Origin of the sequence: Paenibacillus sp. 2TAB26 (assembly GCF_052115145.1) — a bacterium.
Taxonomy (GTDB): Bacteria; Bacillota; Bacilli; order Paenibacillales; family Paenibacillaceae; genus Pristimantibacillus.
Genome location: NZ_JBFRGC010000026.1, coordinates 74,684 through 90,771 on the forward strand (window position 1 = coordinate 74,684; position 16,088 = coordinate 90,771).

At 42.5% G+C, this 16,088-nt stretch carries 15 protein-coding genes; 11 read left to right on the forward strand and 4 right to left on the reverse strand.

Annotation, left to right across the window (positions count from 1 at the left end; all coding sequences use genetic code 11):
* The first annotated feature begins 95 nt into the window (after window positions 1–95).
* Genes AB4Z50_RS26860 through AB4Z50_RS26875 form a run of 4 tightly spaced genes read left to right on the forward strand, consistent with a single transcriptional unit; the run spans window position 96 to window position 6,164 of the window.
* Entirely contained in the window at window positions 96–1,628 is a 1,533-nt protein-coding gene (locus tag AB4Z50_RS26860; RefSeq protein WP_441883929.1) for an ABC transporter substrate-binding protein, read from the forward strand.
* On the forward strand, window positions 1,625–4,324 hold the full coding sequence (locus AB4Z50_RS26865) for a glycosylhydrolase-like jelly roll fold domain-containing protein (RefSeq protein WP_441883932.1): 2,700 nt from the start codon (window positions 1,625–1,627) through the stop codon (window positions 4,322–4,324). The genes AB4Z50_RS26860 and AB4Z50_RS26865 overlap by 4 nt, the downstream gene beginning before the upstream one ends.
* A gap of 1 nt (window position 4,325) precedes the next feature.
* Window positions 4,326–5,258 (forward strand): ABC transporter permease, encoded by a 933-nt coding sequence (locus tag AB4Z50_RS26870; RefSeq protein WP_339203157.1) that lies wholly within the window; start codon window positions 4,326–4,328, stop codon window positions 5,256–5,258.
* A 24-nt stretch (window positions 5,259–5,282) separates the two neighbouring features.
* Window positions 5,283–6,164, forward strand: coding sequence for a carbohydrate ABC transporter permease (locus tag AB4Z50_RS26875; protein WP_441883936.1), 882 nt, complete (start codon window positions 5,283–5,285; stop codon window positions 6,162–6,164).
* A gap of 996 nt (window positions 6,165–7,160) precedes the next feature.
* Here AB4Z50_RS26875 and AB4Z50_RS26880 read toward each other — a convergent pair.
* Together AB4Z50_RS26880 and AB4Z50_RS26885 are read right to left on the reverse strand one after the other, a co-directional pair.
* Window positions 7,161–7,679, reverse strand: coding sequence for a GNAT family N-acetyltransferase (locus tag AB4Z50_RS26880; protein ID WP_441883939.1), 519 nt, complete (start codon window positions 7,677–7,679; stop codon window positions 7,161–7,163).
* A gap of 23 nt (window positions 7,680–7,702) precedes the next feature.
* Window positions 7,703–8,155, reverse strand: a complete 453-nt coding sequence (locus tag AB4Z50_RS26885; protein WP_441883942.1) for a MarR family winged helix-turn-helix transcriptional regulator — start codon at window positions 8,153–8,155, stop codon at window positions 7,703–7,705.
* Between the two features lie 944 nt (window positions 8,156–9,099).
* Between AB4Z50_RS26885 and AB4Z50_RS26890 the strand changes: the two genes are divergently transcribed.
* Complete coding sequence (locus AB4Z50_RS26890; protein ID WP_441883944.1) at window positions 9,100–9,852, forward strand: class I SAM-dependent methyltransferase; 753 nt, start codon at window positions 9,100–9,102, stop codon at window positions 9,850–9,852.
* Between the two features lie 251 nt (window positions 9,853–10,103).
* Here the strand turns inward: AB4Z50_RS26890 and AB4Z50_RS26895 are convergent, their stop codons facing one another.
* Window positions 10,104–10,556, reverse strand: coding sequence for a GNAT family N-acetyltransferase (locus tag AB4Z50_RS26895; RefSeq protein WP_441883946.1), 453 nt, complete (start codon window positions 10,554–10,556; stop codon window positions 10,104–10,106).
* 567 nt (window positions 10,557–11,123) lie between these two features.
* Here AB4Z50_RS26895 and AB4Z50_RS26900 point away from each other — a divergent pair.
* From AB4Z50_RS26900 to AB4Z50_RS26920, 5 genes are all read left to right on the forward strand, one after another.
* On the forward strand, window positions 11,124–11,483 hold the full coding sequence (locus tag AB4Z50_RS26900; RefSeq protein WP_441884033.1) for a GntR family transcriptional regulator: 360 nt from the start codon (window positions 11,124–11,126) through the stop codon (window positions 11,481–11,483).
* A gap of 55 nt (window positions 11,484–11,538) precedes the next feature.
* Window positions 11,539–12,486: a glycoside hydrolase family 43 protein gene (locus AB4Z50_RS26905; RefSeq protein WP_441883948.1), complete on the forward strand. Its 948-nt coding sequence runs from the start codon at window positions 11,539–11,541 to the stop codon at window positions 12,484–12,486.
* A 36-nt stretch (window positions 12,487–12,522) separates the two neighbouring features.
* Complete coding sequence (locus AB4Z50_RS26910; protein ID WP_441883951.1) at window positions 12,523–13,353, forward strand: metallophosphoesterase family protein; 831 nt, start codon at window positions 12,523–12,525, stop codon at window positions 13,351–13,353.
* Window positions 13,354–13,469: 116 nt separating this feature from the next.
* On the forward strand, window positions 13,470–13,655 hold the full coding sequence (locus AB4Z50_RS26915; protein WP_441883954.1) for a hypothetical protein: 186 nt from the start codon (window positions 13,470–13,472) through the stop codon (window positions 13,653–13,655).
* A 78-nt stretch (window positions 13,656–13,733) separates the two neighbouring features.
* Complete coding sequence (locus AB4Z50_RS26920; protein WP_441883956.1) at window positions 13,734–14,459, forward strand: glycerophosphodiester phosphodiesterase; 726 nt, start codon at window positions 13,734–13,736, stop codon at window positions 14,457–14,459.
* A 159-nt stretch (window positions 14,460–14,618) separates the two neighbouring features.
* Here AB4Z50_RS26920 and AB4Z50_RS26925 read toward each other — a convergent pair whose 3' ends face one another.
* On the reverse strand, window positions 14,619–15,203 hold the full coding sequence (locus AB4Z50_RS26925) for a hypothetical protein (RefSeq protein WP_441883959.1): 585 nt from the start codon (window positions 15,201–15,203) through the stop codon (window positions 14,619–14,621).
* A 300-nt stretch (window positions 15,204–15,503) separates the two neighbouring features.
* On the opposite strand from AB4Z50_RS26925, the gene AB4Z50_RS26930 reads away from it, so the two are divergent.
* Entirely contained in the window at window positions 15,504–16,073 is a 570-nt protein-coding gene (locus AB4Z50_RS26930; RefSeq protein ID WP_441884036.1) for a MarR family winged helix-turn-helix transcriptional regulator, read from the forward strand.
* Window positions 16,074–16,088: the final 15 nt, after the last annotated feature.

Below are 16,088 nucleotides of genomic sequence, written 5' to 3' on the forward strand. Positions count from 1 at the left end.
GTCAGGCAAAGGTCGAACCTGAAGCAGAGGATGCGGTCCTCTTCCCGCTATAATGGCAAGAGAAAGCCAAATGATCAAGCCAGGGGGAAAACAAAATGCGCAAGAAGACATGGTTAATCGCAAGTCTAGTGAGTCTATCGCTACTCATATCCGCATGTGGTTCGAACGGAAATTCAGGCGGATTGGCGAAAGAACCGGTTAACAGCCCCGGAACAACAGGCGAGGAAGCATCGCAAAAGATCGATGAATTGAATGTCGCATTTCTCAGTGTAACCGGCACGCCACCGGATATGAAGGCAGTAGAAGATGAGATTAACAAGATTACAAAGGAAAAAATCAATGTAGCGGTTAATCTGATGCCAATCAATTACGGCGCTTATGCCCAGCAGGTTAACTTAATGCTGACGAGCAATGAGAAGCTGGATCTGATTGTCGTCGGATCACCATTTGGATTTAGCTCCCAAGTGTCCAGAGGACAGCTGTTGCCGCTCGATGAGCTGCTGGAGAAGAATGGGGAAAATATTCGCAAGGCGCTTGACCCGGACTACTTGAACGCCAGTAAGGTAGATGGAAAGGTTTTCGGCGTCACGCCTGTGAGAGACTTGGCAACAGCCAACGGATTTACAATGCGCAAGGATCTTGCAGATAAGCATGGAATCGACGCGAGTGCGATTAAAACACTGGATGATGTAGAAGCAGCGCTCAAAATCATTAAAGATAATGAACCAGACATTACGCCACTAATTCCTAGCGGAGCTGGCTTCTCCTTTCTGACCAGCTACAGCTGGCATGATGGTCTTAGCAACGGGATGGGTGTGCTACCACGCTACGATAATGGTCTGAAGCTTGTTAACAGCATCGAGTCTCCGGAATATGCTGCGCTCCTGAAACGGATGAGGAACTGGTATGAAGCGGGTTATACGTTGAAAGATTCAGCAACCAACAAGTCGAGCCAAATTGAATTAATGAAGGCTGATAGAGCTTTTGGTTATCTCTCTAAGCTGAAACCGGGATTTGATGCGCAGGAGTCCAGATCCATTGGCAAGGAAATGATTAGTGCAACCTTGTCTAATCCTGTATCCATGACAGATCATGTGCTGAACATTATGTGGGGGATTCCGCGTCAAGCTAAGAATCCGGTGGCATCTATGAAGTTTCTGGATCTGATGTATGGGGATGCTGAGCTTGTTAATCTGCTGGATTGGGGTATTGAAGGCAAGCATTATGTCAAAGTGTCCGATAATGTCATCAAATACCCAGAAGGCGTCACAATGCTGACGAACGGCTACAATTTAAATATGAGCTGGCTGTTTGGCAACCAGTTCCTCTCTTATGTATTTGAGGGTGAAGACCCGGATATTTGGCAGAAGATGAAGGAATTCAATGAGCAGGCGATTAAATCCAAGGCGATGGGCTTTACGATGAATCCGGAGTCCGTCAAAACAGAAATAGCGGCAGTATCCAACGTCATCGCGCAATATTATCTTGTTCTGGAAACAGGCTCTGTGGACCCAGATAAGGTGTTGCCGCAATTTATTGAGAAGCTGAAGGCCGCAGGAATCGATAAGGTTATTGCGGATAAGCAGCGCCAGCTGGATGAATGGGCGAAAGCCGAGGGTGTGCAATGAGTCGTAAACTTCATGAATTGCTAAGAGGTGAGGAACGGAATTATATTCTTCCGTTCTTCTGGCAGCGCGGAGAAGAAGAGGCGGTCATTCGTGAGGAGCTGGCTCGTATACGGGAAGCGGGCATCCATGCCGTATGTGTGGAATCCCGTCCCCACCCTGATATGCTTGGTCCACAGTGGTGGAAGGATATGGATATCATTATGGATGAAGCCCGGAAGCATGGCATGCAAATTTGGGTCTTCGACGATGATCACTTTCCGACAGGACACGCAGCAGGTAAGGTGAAGGACGCGCCGCTGGAACACCAGCGGCAGTTCCTCTCAGAGCGTCGAATTGATGCACGCGGTCCCGATTCTGAAGCTTCGTTCCTGCTGCGCCCCTGGTCGGTGCTAGATGGAGCAAGACCTGTCGGTGCTGCTGCAGCTAGGCGTGATCCAGTTACGGGCGAGCTGGATGGGGAGTTTATTGCAATAGATCTCGAAGCTTCAGTGCAAGACGGGGTTCTTTATTGGCCTGTGCCGGAAGGCTACTGGACGATCTGCCTGTTCGTCGTCACCAGGGAAGGCGGGGATGATCGCCGCAAAGATTATTTGAACCCGATCGTGCCGGAATCGACGCAGATTCTGATCGATACAATCTACGAAGCCTATTACGCAAGATACAAGGATGATTTTGGCGTCGCATTCGCAGGTTTCTTCTCGGATGAGCCTGGCTTCTATAATAGCAAAGCATCGTACGATTATGCTTCGGGACTTGGCGATGCCAAGATGGCTCTGCCGTGGCGTTCTGATTTGCTGGAGCTGCTGGAGGCAGAATACGGTCAGAACCTGCGGCAGCATCTGCCTCTGCTCTGGCATGAGGGAGGACCTCAGACGTTTGCTGTGCGCTACGCCTACATGAACGTAGTGAGCAAGCTGTACGCGGAGCACTTCAGCAGGCGGATTGGAGACTGGTGCCGAGAACGCGGCGTAGCCTATATCGGCCATCTAATGGAGGACAATAATGTACACGCCAGACTGGGCTGCGGAGCAGGGCATTTCTTCCGTGCACTGGAGGGGCAGGACATGTCTGGTCTAGATGTCGTGTTATGGCAAATTGTACCCGGGTTTGATGAAATGTCTTTCTCATGGATGGGTGGAAAGACAGACAGCGTCTTTTTCCATTACGGGATGACCAAACTAGCTGCTTCACTGGGACATATCGACCCTAGGAAGCAAGGAAGAACCTTTTGCGAAATCTTCGGCGCTTACGGCTGGGCGGAAGGGCTGAAGCTGATGAAGTGGCTGACCGACCATATGCTGGTTAGAGGCGTCAATCATTTTGTGCCGCATGCTTTTTCTCAGAAAGAGTTCCCTGACTGGGATTGCCCGCCGCACTTCTATGCCAGAGGGTATAATCCGCAGTTCAGGTATTACCGACTGCTTAATGACTATACGAACCGGGTATGCCACTTGTTGAATGATGGGGAGCATATTGCGAGTGCTGCTGTGCTTTATCACGCTGAGGCTGAATGGTCCGGGGAATACATGCTGTTCCAGGAGCCGGTGAAGCAGTTGATGCAGAGCCAAATCGACTGCGATGTGCTGCCGATCGATATCCTGGTTTCTTCGGAAGTTATCGATGGGGAGCTAGCGGTGCACAAAGAACGTTATCGCTGCCTAATCGTACCTTATGCCGAGGCGCTGCCAATAGAATGGCTGGATAAGCTTACTGAGCTCGCATCAGCTGGTTTGTCTATTATCTTCATTGACGCATTGCCAGTAAGAGCGAGCCAATCTGTACCATGCGAGGAAGTGCTGAAGAAGCTGACGGCTTACCCTCAGGTTACTATAACCCCATTGAAGCTTCTGGCAGAGACGCTTATCGACCGAGGGATGAATGAGCTGGTGCTCAGGGACAAACAGCCTTATCTACGAGCCTACCAATACCGTCATGATCAATTGGAAGTTCTTATGCTGTTCAATGAGAATCCAGATCAGCCAATTGAGACTAGCATTACGCTCCCAGGCTCTGGTGTATGGCTTCGTTATGACGCATTCACTAACAAGGTGGATCGCGTAGGGGCAGGAGAAAACTATCAGCTTGATTTGCGACTGAGCACTTATGAATCACTAATTTTGCTTCGTGTACTGGATGGAGAAGAGGGGAATCTACCGGCACCAATAGGCCAGTGGCAGCGTGCTCCACTTGGGACAGATTTGAGCCTGTATGCCAGTGCGGATCGTGCTTTATCCAGACGTTTGATTGAGAATGTCCAGTGGAACATTTCCCTTGCTACAGCCAAAGAATATCCAGCATTCACACCTTGGGGGACCATGAAGGAGCTGCGTAATATGAGCTCACGCGACCTGATGCCGAGATTTTCTGGCACGATGAAATATGAGTGTGTCGTAACTGGTGAATTAACTGGTGAAATAATTGACCCGATATGGCTGGATCTGGGGCAGGTTTATGAGACTGCACAGGTGTGGGTTAATGGTCAGGATGTCGGTGTGAAGCTGTGTGCGCCTTATGTATGGAATATCGCTCGCTATTGGAAGCAAGGAGAGAATGAAGTGACTATTGAGGTGACCAATACACTAGCGAAGAATCAGCAGGACTGGTTCTCCAAGTTCGTCCAGCAGGAGCCCTCTGGCTTGCTGGGTCCAGTTAGCATTATTGGTTCATCTGCGATCAGCCAGGGAAGCGGGGAGTAATATGGAACAAACCTATCGGCCCCGCCGGAAGAGCAGTGTGCGAAAGTACTACGTACTGCTGCTCATGATGATACCGGGGCTTGTCTACTTGCTCATCAACAATTATTTGCCGATGTTCGGGCTAATTATCGCCTTCAAGGATTACAATTTTGCAAAGGGACTACTCGGCAGTGACTGGGTTGGCCTGAAAAATTTTGAGTATTTATTCAAAACGCAGGATGCGTATATCATTACACGCAATACGATATTGTACAATTTTTGTTTCATCATCTTAAATACTGCTTTTGCACTGGGAATTGCAATCGCACTGAATGAAATTCGCAGCCGCTTTATGTCGCGGTTTTACCAGAGTGTATTACTGTTGCCCCATTTGATATCGATGGTTATCGTAAGTTATTTGGCCTATTCCCTGCTCAGCATGGAGACTGGATTTATTAACAAAACCATTCTTTCCAGTCTGGGGATAGAGGGTATTTCATGGTATAGCGAATCGCAATATTGGCCATTCATTCTGACGATTATCAGCTTATGGAAAGGCGCCGGGTTCTTATGCGTCATCTATCTGGCTGCGATCATCGGGATTGATCCTGAATATTATGAGGCAGCAAAACTAGACGGGGCTTCCAAATGGCAACAAATTCGCTATATTACTCTCCCATTATTGTATCCGATTATCATCATGATGACCTTGCTTGCCATCGGCAAAATTTTCTATTCTGATTTCGGTCTATTTTATCAAGTTCCACTCGGCTCTGGGGCACTGAATGATACGACACAGGTTATCGATACCTATGTATACAGGGCGCTTATGAATTTAGGTGATATTGGAATGTCTTCGGCAGCGGGGCTATATCAGTCCGTAGTCGGCTTTATACTGGTACTGTTATCGAATTACGCGGTGCGCAAATTCAACAAGGACAGCGCATTGTTCTAAGGCGTGGGACTGGAGTGTAGAAGCATGAAAACGATCAACAAGGGAATATGGCTTCATCTTCCGATGATGGCCCTGGCGGTGGCCTGCGTGCTGCCGTTCCTGCTGCTTGTAATCTCATCGATCTCCGATGAGAGCTCAATTCTGCGACAGGGATATACCTTCTTTCCGGATCAATTGGGATTGGGCGCTTATAACTATCTATGGAATCACTCGGAGCAGCTCGCCCGTGCTTATGGGATCACGGTGTTTATTACGGTATTCGGCACGGCAGCAAGTCTGCTGATGACCTCGATGCTTGCTTACCCGATGTCCAGACAGGGAGTTCCTTTACGTAACGGAATTGCATTTTTTGTGTTTTTCACGCTGCTATTCAACGGCGGACTTACACCAACCTACTTGGTTTATGTCCAATACTTCGATATTAAAAACACCATTATGGCCTTGATCGTACCAGGCTTGCTCATGAATGGCTTTAATGTGCTCCTAATGCGGACATTCTTCATGACGACGATCCCCCCGGCACTTATCGAGGCGGCGCAAATCGACGGATCAGGAGAATTAAAAATATTCTGGAAAATAATTGTGCCGCTATCGATGCCGATCGTAGCTACAGTAGGTTTGATTCAGACGATTATTTATTGGAACGATTGGTTTAATGGGATGATCTACGTGACCGATTCCAGGTTGTTCAGCGTACAGAACATATTGAATCGAATGCTAACCGACATCCAGTTTCTGACGGAGAGCAAGTTTAGTGCTCAGCTAGGTGAGGCTGGAGCTAACTTGCCGAGTACGACGGTGAAAATGGCGATTGCTGTGATCGGAGTTCTGCCGATTATGGTGATGTATCCCTTTTTCCAAAAGTATCTTATCAAGGGGATTACGATTGGTGCAGTGAAGGGGTAAGGTGGATGAATAAATGGAACAAGTGAAAATAAAGGAATGGCTTCCTCTCATGACAGTGGAGGAGAAGGCGAGCATGTGCTGAGGTAAAGAGTATTGGAGAATCAATGAAATTCAGAAATGGGCAATCCCAGTGTTGTCATGATGAATAGGCCTCATGGTTTGCGTAGGCTTGATTTTTCAGAGCATCCACAGTTATTGAATGAAACTGTCGTTAGACAAAGAAAAAACTATATAAAATGATAGGATATTTGATAGTTATTATAAGAGTAAAACCTACAGGTTCAGCACAGGACTCTCCACTCCTATTCAAATCCTACAGTGTGCTCATCATTACGGACCACCCTTCGGGGTGGTTTTTTTTGAGAAAAATATTGGAGCTGTAACAATAGCTATGCTCTCTCCAGTAATTTTATTAGAAATAAGATGGAGCAATGAGACACGTTAATCATCGGTGTGTTTTTCGAGTGCAAATCTTTTACTGAGCTGTTCGAAAAGAGCTTTAGCCATCATCCATTAACAATAGATCCGGCTGGCACATTTGGAACAAGAGATAGATTGTAATTTCATCTGGATAGCACATTGTTACCATACATATACAGTTAATTACAACTCTGATTGTAGAGAGGGTGCTCTTACTGCTTTTGAAATTACGATTATCCCCGTAAGTTTGAATACTACAAGTAACAGGCTGCCAGCTCCTAGGGGGACATATAAGATGCTTTCAAGTACGAACAGGCGACATGGAACCCATGGTTGTACATACGCCTGATCGTGAAGTGAAAAGGCAGAACGGACGGAGATTTAAGAAGCCAGGAGAACCATCTTTTATGCTAACGGCAGAGGACAAACGTGGAATTTTCAAGATGGTTGTCTTTCGCAAACTAACATCTCATGAATGTTTCTGATTGCAGTCTTTTTCGGGCAATTGGTTTTATACTTTAAATATATTTTTAATCATAACAACAGCGGATTGCAAACTGCTCCATGGTTCAAACGTTATTTGATTGTTTTGATCATAATTAAATCAATTTGTTCTTCGTCCCCCATAATGAAAGAGTGGGTTCCTGTTTGAACGAACTCCATTTTTTTGTAAAAGGTAATTGCACCTTGATTTTTTTCCCAAACTCCTAACCAAACCTTTTCTTTTCTTCGTTCTATCGCTATTTCACAAGCTTTATTTATTAGGTATCTACCAAGACCTTGTTTATGAAATTTCTTTCTAATATAAATTCTCTCAATTTCAAGCGAATCATTGCCCATAGGTTCAGATTGAGCATCATTCATATTTAACTTTAAATACCCAGCAGTTTCTTCGTTTGAATTGATAAAATAAAACTCTGAAGAGTTATTTGTCAATTCTATTTCCAATCGTTGTAAGTTAAATGCACTTTCCAAGTAGATTCTCATATTTTCAGGTGAATTTTGATTCTGAAATGTTTCATTAAATGTTTCAACACTAATTTCTTGAAGTAGGCTGAGATCATCAACCGTACACCTTTTAATAGTAATAGTCATTTTAATAGCACTCCTTTTATCTATTAATAACTTCTCTTGTTTCCCCGTTTTATAAGCTCCCAGTCCTTTGTCACATTTTCCCGAACTCTTTGCAACAGGTTATTAAGCGTTACTGCTTCACTTTCGGTGAATCCAGTTAGTGCAACCTCATTGGAATAACCGTTTTCCCTTTTTATAAAAGGGTAAACTGTCTTCCCTTTCTCAGTAGGAAATAGTTTTTTACTTTTCCTGTTATTAGGATCATCATGCTTCTCAATAAAGCCATTAATCTTAAGTTTCTGTACAGCGCGAGCAGCTGTTGTTCGGTCCACCTTTATCATTTCGGCTATTTTTTCTTGTATAAATCCTGGATTCTCAACTATGCGCACGAGGTACAGATACTGCCCCTTTGTAAGCTCATGTTCTTTGAATTCTATATTGCTGATTGAATCCAAAGCTCTGGCAATCATACCGATTTCACGTAAAATTTCCTCCATTTTACCAACTCCGTTAACATTAAATTTTCAATAAGTTAAGAAAAATAATACAGCATTTTTGTTGCATATACAACAAAAAACTGAGTTTAAAATAGGGATAGTAATTCCATCGATCCACTATGGGAAAAATTCAAAGAATACGATAAAGACGTTCGTTCCAATATATGGTATTATTTATATACTGAACAATGTTGTACTTGAAGTGAAAAATGTGAATAAAACAAAGATAGTCAATGTTTACTTATAGAGTTGCTGATAGAATATTGGAACGTTATAAACGTGAGTTCTTCATAATTCCAGAAGAAAGCTATCCTTGATTACATTCCTTGAAAAGAACGCTGCACATTTTTCAATATTTATTTATGAATACAGGAGTTATGAGAAAGCAAGAACACTACTATTAAAATATCTTTCAAAGAAAACATGATTTGATTGAAATGAAGGTGCTAAAAAAGTGGATGGTTATAGTCAATTAATTGACTTACTGTTGGATGTTAGAAATTTGATAAATTCCCCTAAAACGGACATTACATGGTCCAAATACAATTCTGTTGAAGAAATATGGTTAGAACTAGATATGTACAAGAAAAGAATTAACCAACATGACGAATCAGTCTTCTCAGAGTTGGAAATTCTTTTTGCTCCGACAGGATCATTACAAGAAATATCCATAGATAATGGGTTGGGGTAATAAATTCGTCGAATTATCAAGTCGTTTTAATGATATTATTACATCTAATTTTTTTAGATTGAAAAAAATTCAGTCTCTTATATGAAAAACTGAGAATGACTCTACCTGCACAAAACGCAACTAACATGTACATTTTTATTGCCCATTGCCTCTGGGAAATGACATTCTATTACGGATATGATGATGAGGAGTATCAAGGAGAATATTTCAACCATTAGTATAGCAAAAGAGCTTAGAGGGAGAGGGCGCCCGCATGGACAAGAATGCAGTTTATAAAACAAACAGCTTCTATTGGGATACCAAAGGAAATGACTTTTTAGGGGCAATCGTGCTTCCTCTTTATGGAGCATTTGTCTCAGAAGAAAAATGCCAACTTTTTGGTGATGTCTCAGGAAAAAAGATGTTGGAAATAGGCTGTGGAAATGGTCAATCCTTGCAGTATCAGGGGGAACGCAAAGCATCTGAACTATGGGGTATGGATATATCAGAAAAACAAATTGAAAAGGCAACGCAGCATTTGACGTCGTGCGGTCTTTCAGCAAAATTGATCTGTTCTCCCATGGAAGAAGAATGTGGCATACCAGAGGAATATTTTGACTATGTTTATTCGATTTATGCCATAGGCTGGACCACCGACCTTGAGAGTACTTTTTGCCGGATCGCTTCCTATCTAAAAAAAGACGGCGTATTTATTTTCAGTTGGTCTCATCCTATACATAAATGTGTTGTTGCAGAAAATAACACACTTACTTTTAACAAGAGTTATTTTGATGAATCTTGGTATTCGGTACCTCTTAATTTAGCCGGTGAAGGAATGCTAACATTGTCGGACCGTAAACTATCAACCTATGTGAATGCGTTGGCAAAAGCGGGATTTGTCATTGAGCAAATGATTGAGCAAACTGATGATGAAATAATGCAATCGCGGGAAGATAAAAGCAGTGAATTTGCCAAAAAAGCAAAGATGCTTCCTTTAACTTTTGTAATCAAGGCAAGAAAACTATAAGAGTTCAAGCTCAATCGAAGAAGATGCTGCTTGAGTTCCACTTTATGTGCTCAAATAACTTGAAGACTCTCCCGACTAGAGCTAATATCCAACAAGCTCAATGACCGGGAGGGTTTTTATTATGAACGGTAGAATTGTATCAAAGCAATGGTATTTTTTAGTGATCAAGTAAGTAAAAGGCGCAGAAAAGAATTTGGTCTGCATCTTAGATAACAAAATAAAAACCCTCAAAAGTAGAGGGTTACAACCACTTAGCTTATGGAAAAGTGAACCCAATCTTTTCCTTTAACTGCATTCATTTTTTCAAAGAGGATTTGAGCGCGTTTATTATCAGAAGAAGTTATCCAACTCATGGAAGAATATCCATGATTATGTGAGTAGTTTTGACATTCTGAAAAAAGCTGTGATTCTACATCTGTATCTTCTCTAAATTTTTCAATCACAAAGAGGTCGTTCATAACGGTGACTTTTTCTGCTTTCATCGTGCTAAAAGTAAAGAATAATGTAGCAAAACCCACTAACTCTCCATTTTGTTCGGCTACAAACTGCACGCCATTTTGCTGGTCAAAAAGGGTTTGTATAAGATTATGAATTTTTTCGACAGGTGGTTTAGGATTTTGATAAAAACCGACGATATATTCATACATTAACTCGGTCAAATTGTTTAAATCATTAGGTTCAGCGTTTCGGATTAGAAATGACATTAGATATGCTCCTTTTTTAAATGCATTTAATAATAATACAGTGAAAAGTATATTTATACAAATCTAATAATCTAATAATGGATGTTGAGAGTGACCAAAAGTGAGCAAAGTGGTTGTACATTATTATATCAATATTAATAAGGTTATTTTGGTTGAGGTTCTAGAATGGCTAACGCTAAAAAAATACGAGGAGACACCTTGTCAGGTGTCTTTTTTGCATTCTCGGAATTCATGGAGGCTAGTAAGAGGTATTCACTGAAGATTCAAAATCTGCGAGAATTTCTTCTTTTAGGCTAACAGCTCATATTCTTTATTATAACTTATATATTATGTACTAAATTTAATATATAACTTTAAAAATAACCTAAGTATAATAAACACAAATATACAGTCTTGGTATTGAAAAAATTGGAAAAGGAGGTATTACAAATAAAACTGCATATTGATATTCGGATTTTAGGGCATGTTGAGCTGATGTTCAATACCGCAGTAAGACAAAAACGATGAGAGTTTCTTTGGACTTTTGAGAAAGCGTTTTCTATCCTAAGCAGACTTACTTACAAACATATCCAGGATATTATCGTTAATCAGATTCGTAAAGGAACTTTACGGCCGGGCGATCGGGCTTTGTCTGAAAGTGAATTGATGAATCAGTATCATGTGAGCAGTATGACGGCAAAAAATGCTTTGATTACTGGGAATATTGAAACGGCAACAATAACCTACAATGCTTTGAACCAGTTATCTTTATTAAGCAAAGTAGAAATGATAACCTTTGACGAAATCGGTCTACCAGATGTTCATTTCATTAAACAAAATTATGAAGAAATGGGCAGACATGTTGTGCATTCTTTAATTTCTCAAATCAATGGAAAAAGTGTTGTTAAACATATTGTGGTTCCCGTTCAGTTTCATCTGAAATCTTGATGAATAGGGATGGGACTATACAAACTTTAAATAATATAGAAGAGTGGGGAATCGTATGAGCAAAACTTTTGTGAATCCATTACTAGTGCATGGCGCGGATCCTTGGATGTATAAACACGTAGATGGAACCTATTATTTTATGGTTACAAGAAGGAATCGTCTTGACCTATGGAGATCAGACAATATTACGAATATCGCCAACGGTGACAAAAAAACAATCTGGATCCCGGAAGAGACCGGAATAAACAGTAATAATCTTTGGGCTCCAGAAATTCATTATATTAACAAAAAGTGGTATGTGTATTATACGGCGAATGATGGGGACGGGGACAGTACTCGTAAAATATTTGTCCTTGAGAATGAAGAAGATGACCCTTTTGAAGGAACCTGGACGGATAAAGGATTTATTAATACAGAATATGCAGGCTTGGACGGTACGGTATTTGAACATATGGGCAGTCTTTTTTTCCTATATGCGGGATATGGCCATTTTCCGGAGTATGGGTCTGCAATTTATATGGCAAAAATGATCAATCCTTGGACATTAGAAGGAGAAAACGTCCTGCTAAGTGCACCAACGGACCCTTGGGAAATGCAAGGTGGTATGGCGATTAATGAGGGCCCTGTAATTTTGAAAAATAACGGGAAGATTTTTCTTGTGTTCTCGGCTAGCACTTGTTGGTCTGATGACTATTCACTAGGTTTGCTGACGTGCTCTGAACAGGATAATTTGATGAATCCAAAATCTTGGATAAAAACCGAAAGTCCAGTATTCCAAAAGAGCTTGGAAAACGAAGTGTTCGGGCCAGGGCATAATAGTTTTGTTAAGTCACCTGATGGCAAGGAAGATTGGATAATCTACCACGCTATTTCAGTATCAGGCGCAGGAAGTGCGCATAGAAGTACTAGAGCACAAAAATTCGGATGGGATGAACAGGGTAATCCCGATTTCGGAATTCCGGTCCCAATCGATCAGCCAATTGATGTGCCTTCTGGCGAATAATGAAATCGACTCAAATTTAGATAGGGGAGAGATAAAATGATGCGTTTGGTGCTATTTGGAGATTTGCATTTTTTTGATAACAAATTTGTGCAAGGAAATGAAGAACTGTTAAGGGCTAAAGAATGTTTCTATGAAAAATATTTGCAAAAGCTATTCGAAATCGAGGCAGATTTACACATCTCCCTTGGCGACTTGACTCACATGGGAACGGAGGAAGAATTCGAAAACGTATATCAGTATATTCGTAGCTCCGGTGTATCGTTTCGACAAGTACTAGGGAATCACGATGCATATGAATTACCTAAAACAAAACTTCAATATTTGATTGATCAACCATTAAACGATGTATATGAAACAAGTGATGCCCTGTTCGTGTTTGTTGATTCGACTAGAGAAATGGACCCGCAAGATTATAGCGGTCATCTTAATCCGGAACAATTGGAATGGTTGGAGGCACAAATGTTCGTTTCTCCATCTAAGCCAATCTTGGTTTTTGCCCATCATCCCCTATATAACACGACAACTGGGTCACTGGATGAGAAGATGCATATTGATCCTACGATTGATATGCGAGCCGTATTACAAAAAAGACAAGGAAACTGTTTTTACTTCAACGGCCACAATCACGTACACTCCATTGTAAAGGAAGGACAATGGAACTTTATTCAAACTGCTGCAGGCTTGTGTCATCCTTCCATACGCATCGTGGAAATCGATAAGTCTGAAGTTCGCACCCGAATTGTAGCCTTCGAGGATGAAGAATTAGTAAGAGCTGCGCAGGTTTTATATGAAAAATTACCTCTGTATCATCGGCCATTAAATGCATATGGGCAAAACGCGGATCGGGATCAAATCATGTTGTTTTAGTGGTACAAACTAAAAAGATCGCTCTGGAGTGGAGGCAAGGCAATGAATGATGCTCTGGCAGGCGCCGTGTCAGATATCGTACGTCATTTCGAACTATACTACGAACTTCGGCGGCCATGATACTATTCGTGGGTGGAGCGGGTATCGGGTTAGGAGCAGGCTTCTATGGTTTCGTGCTTTTTACTGTACTGACAAGCATGATGTTTGCAAGAGTCGCCAACTATGTAGAGCGGCAGAGGTTCCAGAAAGTCTCTCGTATCGAACAACCGGCGGATTCGAATCTGACAGTTAAGAAATACTAGAATTTGCTTGCAAATTCTGCTGTTTACTTTATCAGCCGAATGCCTATTCATAAATTCATAATAACGGAGGAAAAGGCTATGAAAATCAGAGGTGTAGCGCATAGGGGTTATCCGGTGATATTGCCGGAAAACACATTATCTTCGTTTCAGGCGGCCATTGACTTGTCCTTTACCCACTTGGAGCTGGACGTCCATTTGTCTAAGGACGGTGTGCCCGTGCTGATGCACGATTTTGCCATTGACCGTATGACGGACGGGCAAGGTTTGATCCGCGATTTTACGTTGGAGGAATTGAAAAGGTTTCGTGTGAAGGAAATAGAAACGATCCCGACGCTGGAGGAAGCGATGAAATTGCTTAAGGGCAACATTTCTGTGCTTATCGAATTAAAGCAAACCGGAGACCGGTATCCGGGACTGGAAGAAGCGGTGCTGGATGTTGTTCGCCGTACGAATACATTGGACCAATCGCGGATTATCAGCTTCGACCATTTTTCCATAGCACGTACTAGAGAACTTGATCCTAATATTGAATTGGGAATGATTTGCGGTGGCAGTATGCCTTACGTTTTCCCGTTTATGAAGGAGATCCGCTGTACGTATCTTGGGGTGCATAAACAATTTATGACGCCGAAATATGCGGAAATGATTGCGGAGCACGGCATTGAATCCGGCCCTTGGCCGATTGATACGATTGAGGATATGGAGTTAATCGCAAAAAATTATCCGACATCTCTGGTTACAACTGACAATCTGGAGCTTTGGGCGGATTTTTACCGCAAACATCCCGAATTACACATATCTTAAAAAGACGTTTACAAGCACATGATTACATATTTGACTGTGTAAAGGATAACCTTTTTGATGAAGGTTGTCTTTTTTTTAGGCTTAATCACTTGCACACGCTCACACTTGGTTCACCTTCATTCTTAAAAATCCACAGCCATTAAGGCTGTGGATTTTTAATTAATGTTGATTATTGAACAAGGGTTCCGTTCTAAGTAAATAGTTACCTCTTACCTCTGCAGCCCAATTTGCAAAGACCTCTCTCCATTGAACACTGTTAAAGAAATCGTCAACGGATTGGTTGTCGGAATCCCAATCAATAAATATGTTGAGAGGTGTGATTCCTCCAGCCCAAACGCCATTATGGACGTCCGTTCCTTTCTCTCTAACTAATAATATTGGAATTCCGAATTGAAAAGCCATGGCAGGCTCGATTTGAGAGAAAGTCGATCCTTCCCAGAACGGAGTGCTCGATGGCGGCTGCCCCACATTGGATTGAAGAATTTCAACAAAAAATTTGCGGAAGTTGATCGCGAGCAACCCGTAACTTGAAAAAACCAAGCGTCGTATATTCGTGAGGATGCTCTCTGGATATTGTTCGCTTACAGTCAATGTGCGGGGAAAGAGCAATGCATCTTCAATTTCCGCAATAAGACGATTCAGAAATTGTCCTTGCAGGTCATTTACTGAGTTTGTTGTACTCAAAAATATAGGAATTCGAAAAGCGCGATCTACGCATGCATCGATAGCCGATATTGTGCCCATTTGATTATCGGAGGGCTTAGAATTTGAGGAGGAGGTCCTTAAATTACCGCGGACGGGAGGAAGCTCTCTTACAATGCTTACGGGTGAAAGTTTTTTCATGGAAAATTGCTGTGCTTTATCCTTATTTGTTTTTGTATTGCTTAATTCTCACATCTCCAATGCCAAAGAATCATGATATTCAGCGCTAGTCTATGCGCATTCGCCCATTTGTGTTACTGAACACTCACGAGGGGGAGAGGAGCTGGGATGACAGCGAAAAAAAATATTGACTCAAAAATGATTAGGTGCCATACTACATTTATGGCGAACGATAAAAATGTAATGATGGATAGTCAAGCTGTTCCTTCACTTGTCCAAACGAAACGTCAGATTGAGCGCTACGGGTTGAACGTCGATGCGCAAGCCGTACTTGTCGCGTCTAGGCTGATGGCCGCTGGAGCCAAGCTTGAACATGCCGCGGAAATTCATTTTTCCAGATTCGGTTTGTCCACAGGCCGGTATCGTTTATTAGCGGATCTTGAAGATCACCAGGGCGAAGAGCTGCCCTCGCAATTAGCGGAGCATCTAGGCGTAACGCGTGCTACCGTGACGGGGCTTATCGACAATCTCGAACGGGACGGTTACGTATCCCGCCGGACCAGTTCGGCGGATGGCCGTCAGAAGTCAGTCATCTTAACTGAGAATGGAGCGAGCAAGCTTCGCGACATGGCTTCAGAGCACTTCGAGAGACTGGAAGCGATGGTCCGCTTGCTTACGGTCGAGGAGCGCAGTGTATTTCTCGATTTGTTAGGCCGGGTGACGCAAGGCATGTCGGCATTGACCGACGAGCCGGGCGCATCTAAGGAAAATGGTAGCATACAGAAAGGGTAAAACGGGCTAGTCATG

What these genes read in the sequence shown, in the direction of transcription:
- AB4Z50_RS26930 (WP_441884036.1), top strand. Translation starts at nt 15,504, where the DNA reads ATGGCGAACGATAAAAATGTAATGATGGATAGTCAAGCTGTTCCTTCA.
- AB4Z50_RS26875 (WP_441883936.1), top strand. Translation starts at nt 5,283, where the DNA reads ATGAAAACGATCAACAAGGGAATATGGCTTCATCTTCCGATGATGGCC.
- AB4Z50_RS26915 (WP_441883954.1), top strand. Translation starts at nt 13,470, where the DNA reads ATGATACTATTCGTGGGTGGAGCGGGTATCGGGTTAGGAGCAGGCTTC.
- AB4Z50_RS26925 (WP_441883959.1), bottom strand. Translation starts at nt 15,203, where the DNA reads ATGGGCACAATATCGGCTATCGATGCATGCGTAGATCGCGCTTTTCGA.
- AB4Z50_RS26910 (WP_441883951.1), top strand. Translation starts at nt 12,523, where the DNA reads ATGATGCGTTTGGTGCTATTTGGAGATTTGCATTTTTTTGATAACAAA.
- AB4Z50_RS26905 (WP_441883948.1), top strand. Translation starts at nt 11,539, where the DNA reads ATGAGCAAAACTTTTGTGAATCCATTACTAGTGCATGGCGCGGATCCT.
- AB4Z50_RS26880 (WP_441883939.1), bottom strand. Translation starts at nt 7,679, where the DNA reads ATGACTATTACTATTAAAAGGTGTACGGTTGATGATCTCAGCCTACTT.
- AB4Z50_RS26870 (WP_339203157.1), top strand. Translation starts at nt 4,326, where the DNA reads ATGGAACAAACCTATCGGCCCCGCCGGAAGAGCAGTGTGCGAAAGTAC.
- AB4Z50_RS26860 (WP_441883929.1), top strand. Translation starts at nt 96, where the DNA reads ATGCGCAAGAAGACATGGTTAATCGCAAGTCTAGTGAGTCTATCGCTA.
- AB4Z50_RS26895 (WP_441883946.1), bottom strand. Translation starts at nt 10,556, where the DNA reads ATGTCATTTCTAATCCGAAACGCTGAACCTAATGATTTAAACAATTTG.
- AB4Z50_RS26920 (WP_441883956.1), top strand. Translation starts at nt 13,734, where the DNA reads ATGAAAATCAGAGGTGTAGCGCATAGGGGTTATCCGGTGATATTGCCG.
- AB4Z50_RS26885 (WP_441883942.1), bottom strand. Translation starts at nt 8,155, where the DNA reads ATGGAGGAAATTTTACGTGAAATCGGTATGATTGCCAGAGCTTTGGAT.
- AB4Z50_RS26890 (WP_441883944.1), top strand. Translation starts at nt 9,100, where the DNA reads ATGGACAAGAATGCAGTTTATAAAACAAACAGCTTCTATTGGGATACC.
- AB4Z50_RS26865 (WP_441883932.1), top strand. Translation starts at nt 1,625, where the DNA reads ATGAGTCGTAAACTTCATGAATTGCTAAGAGGTGAGGAACGGAATTAT.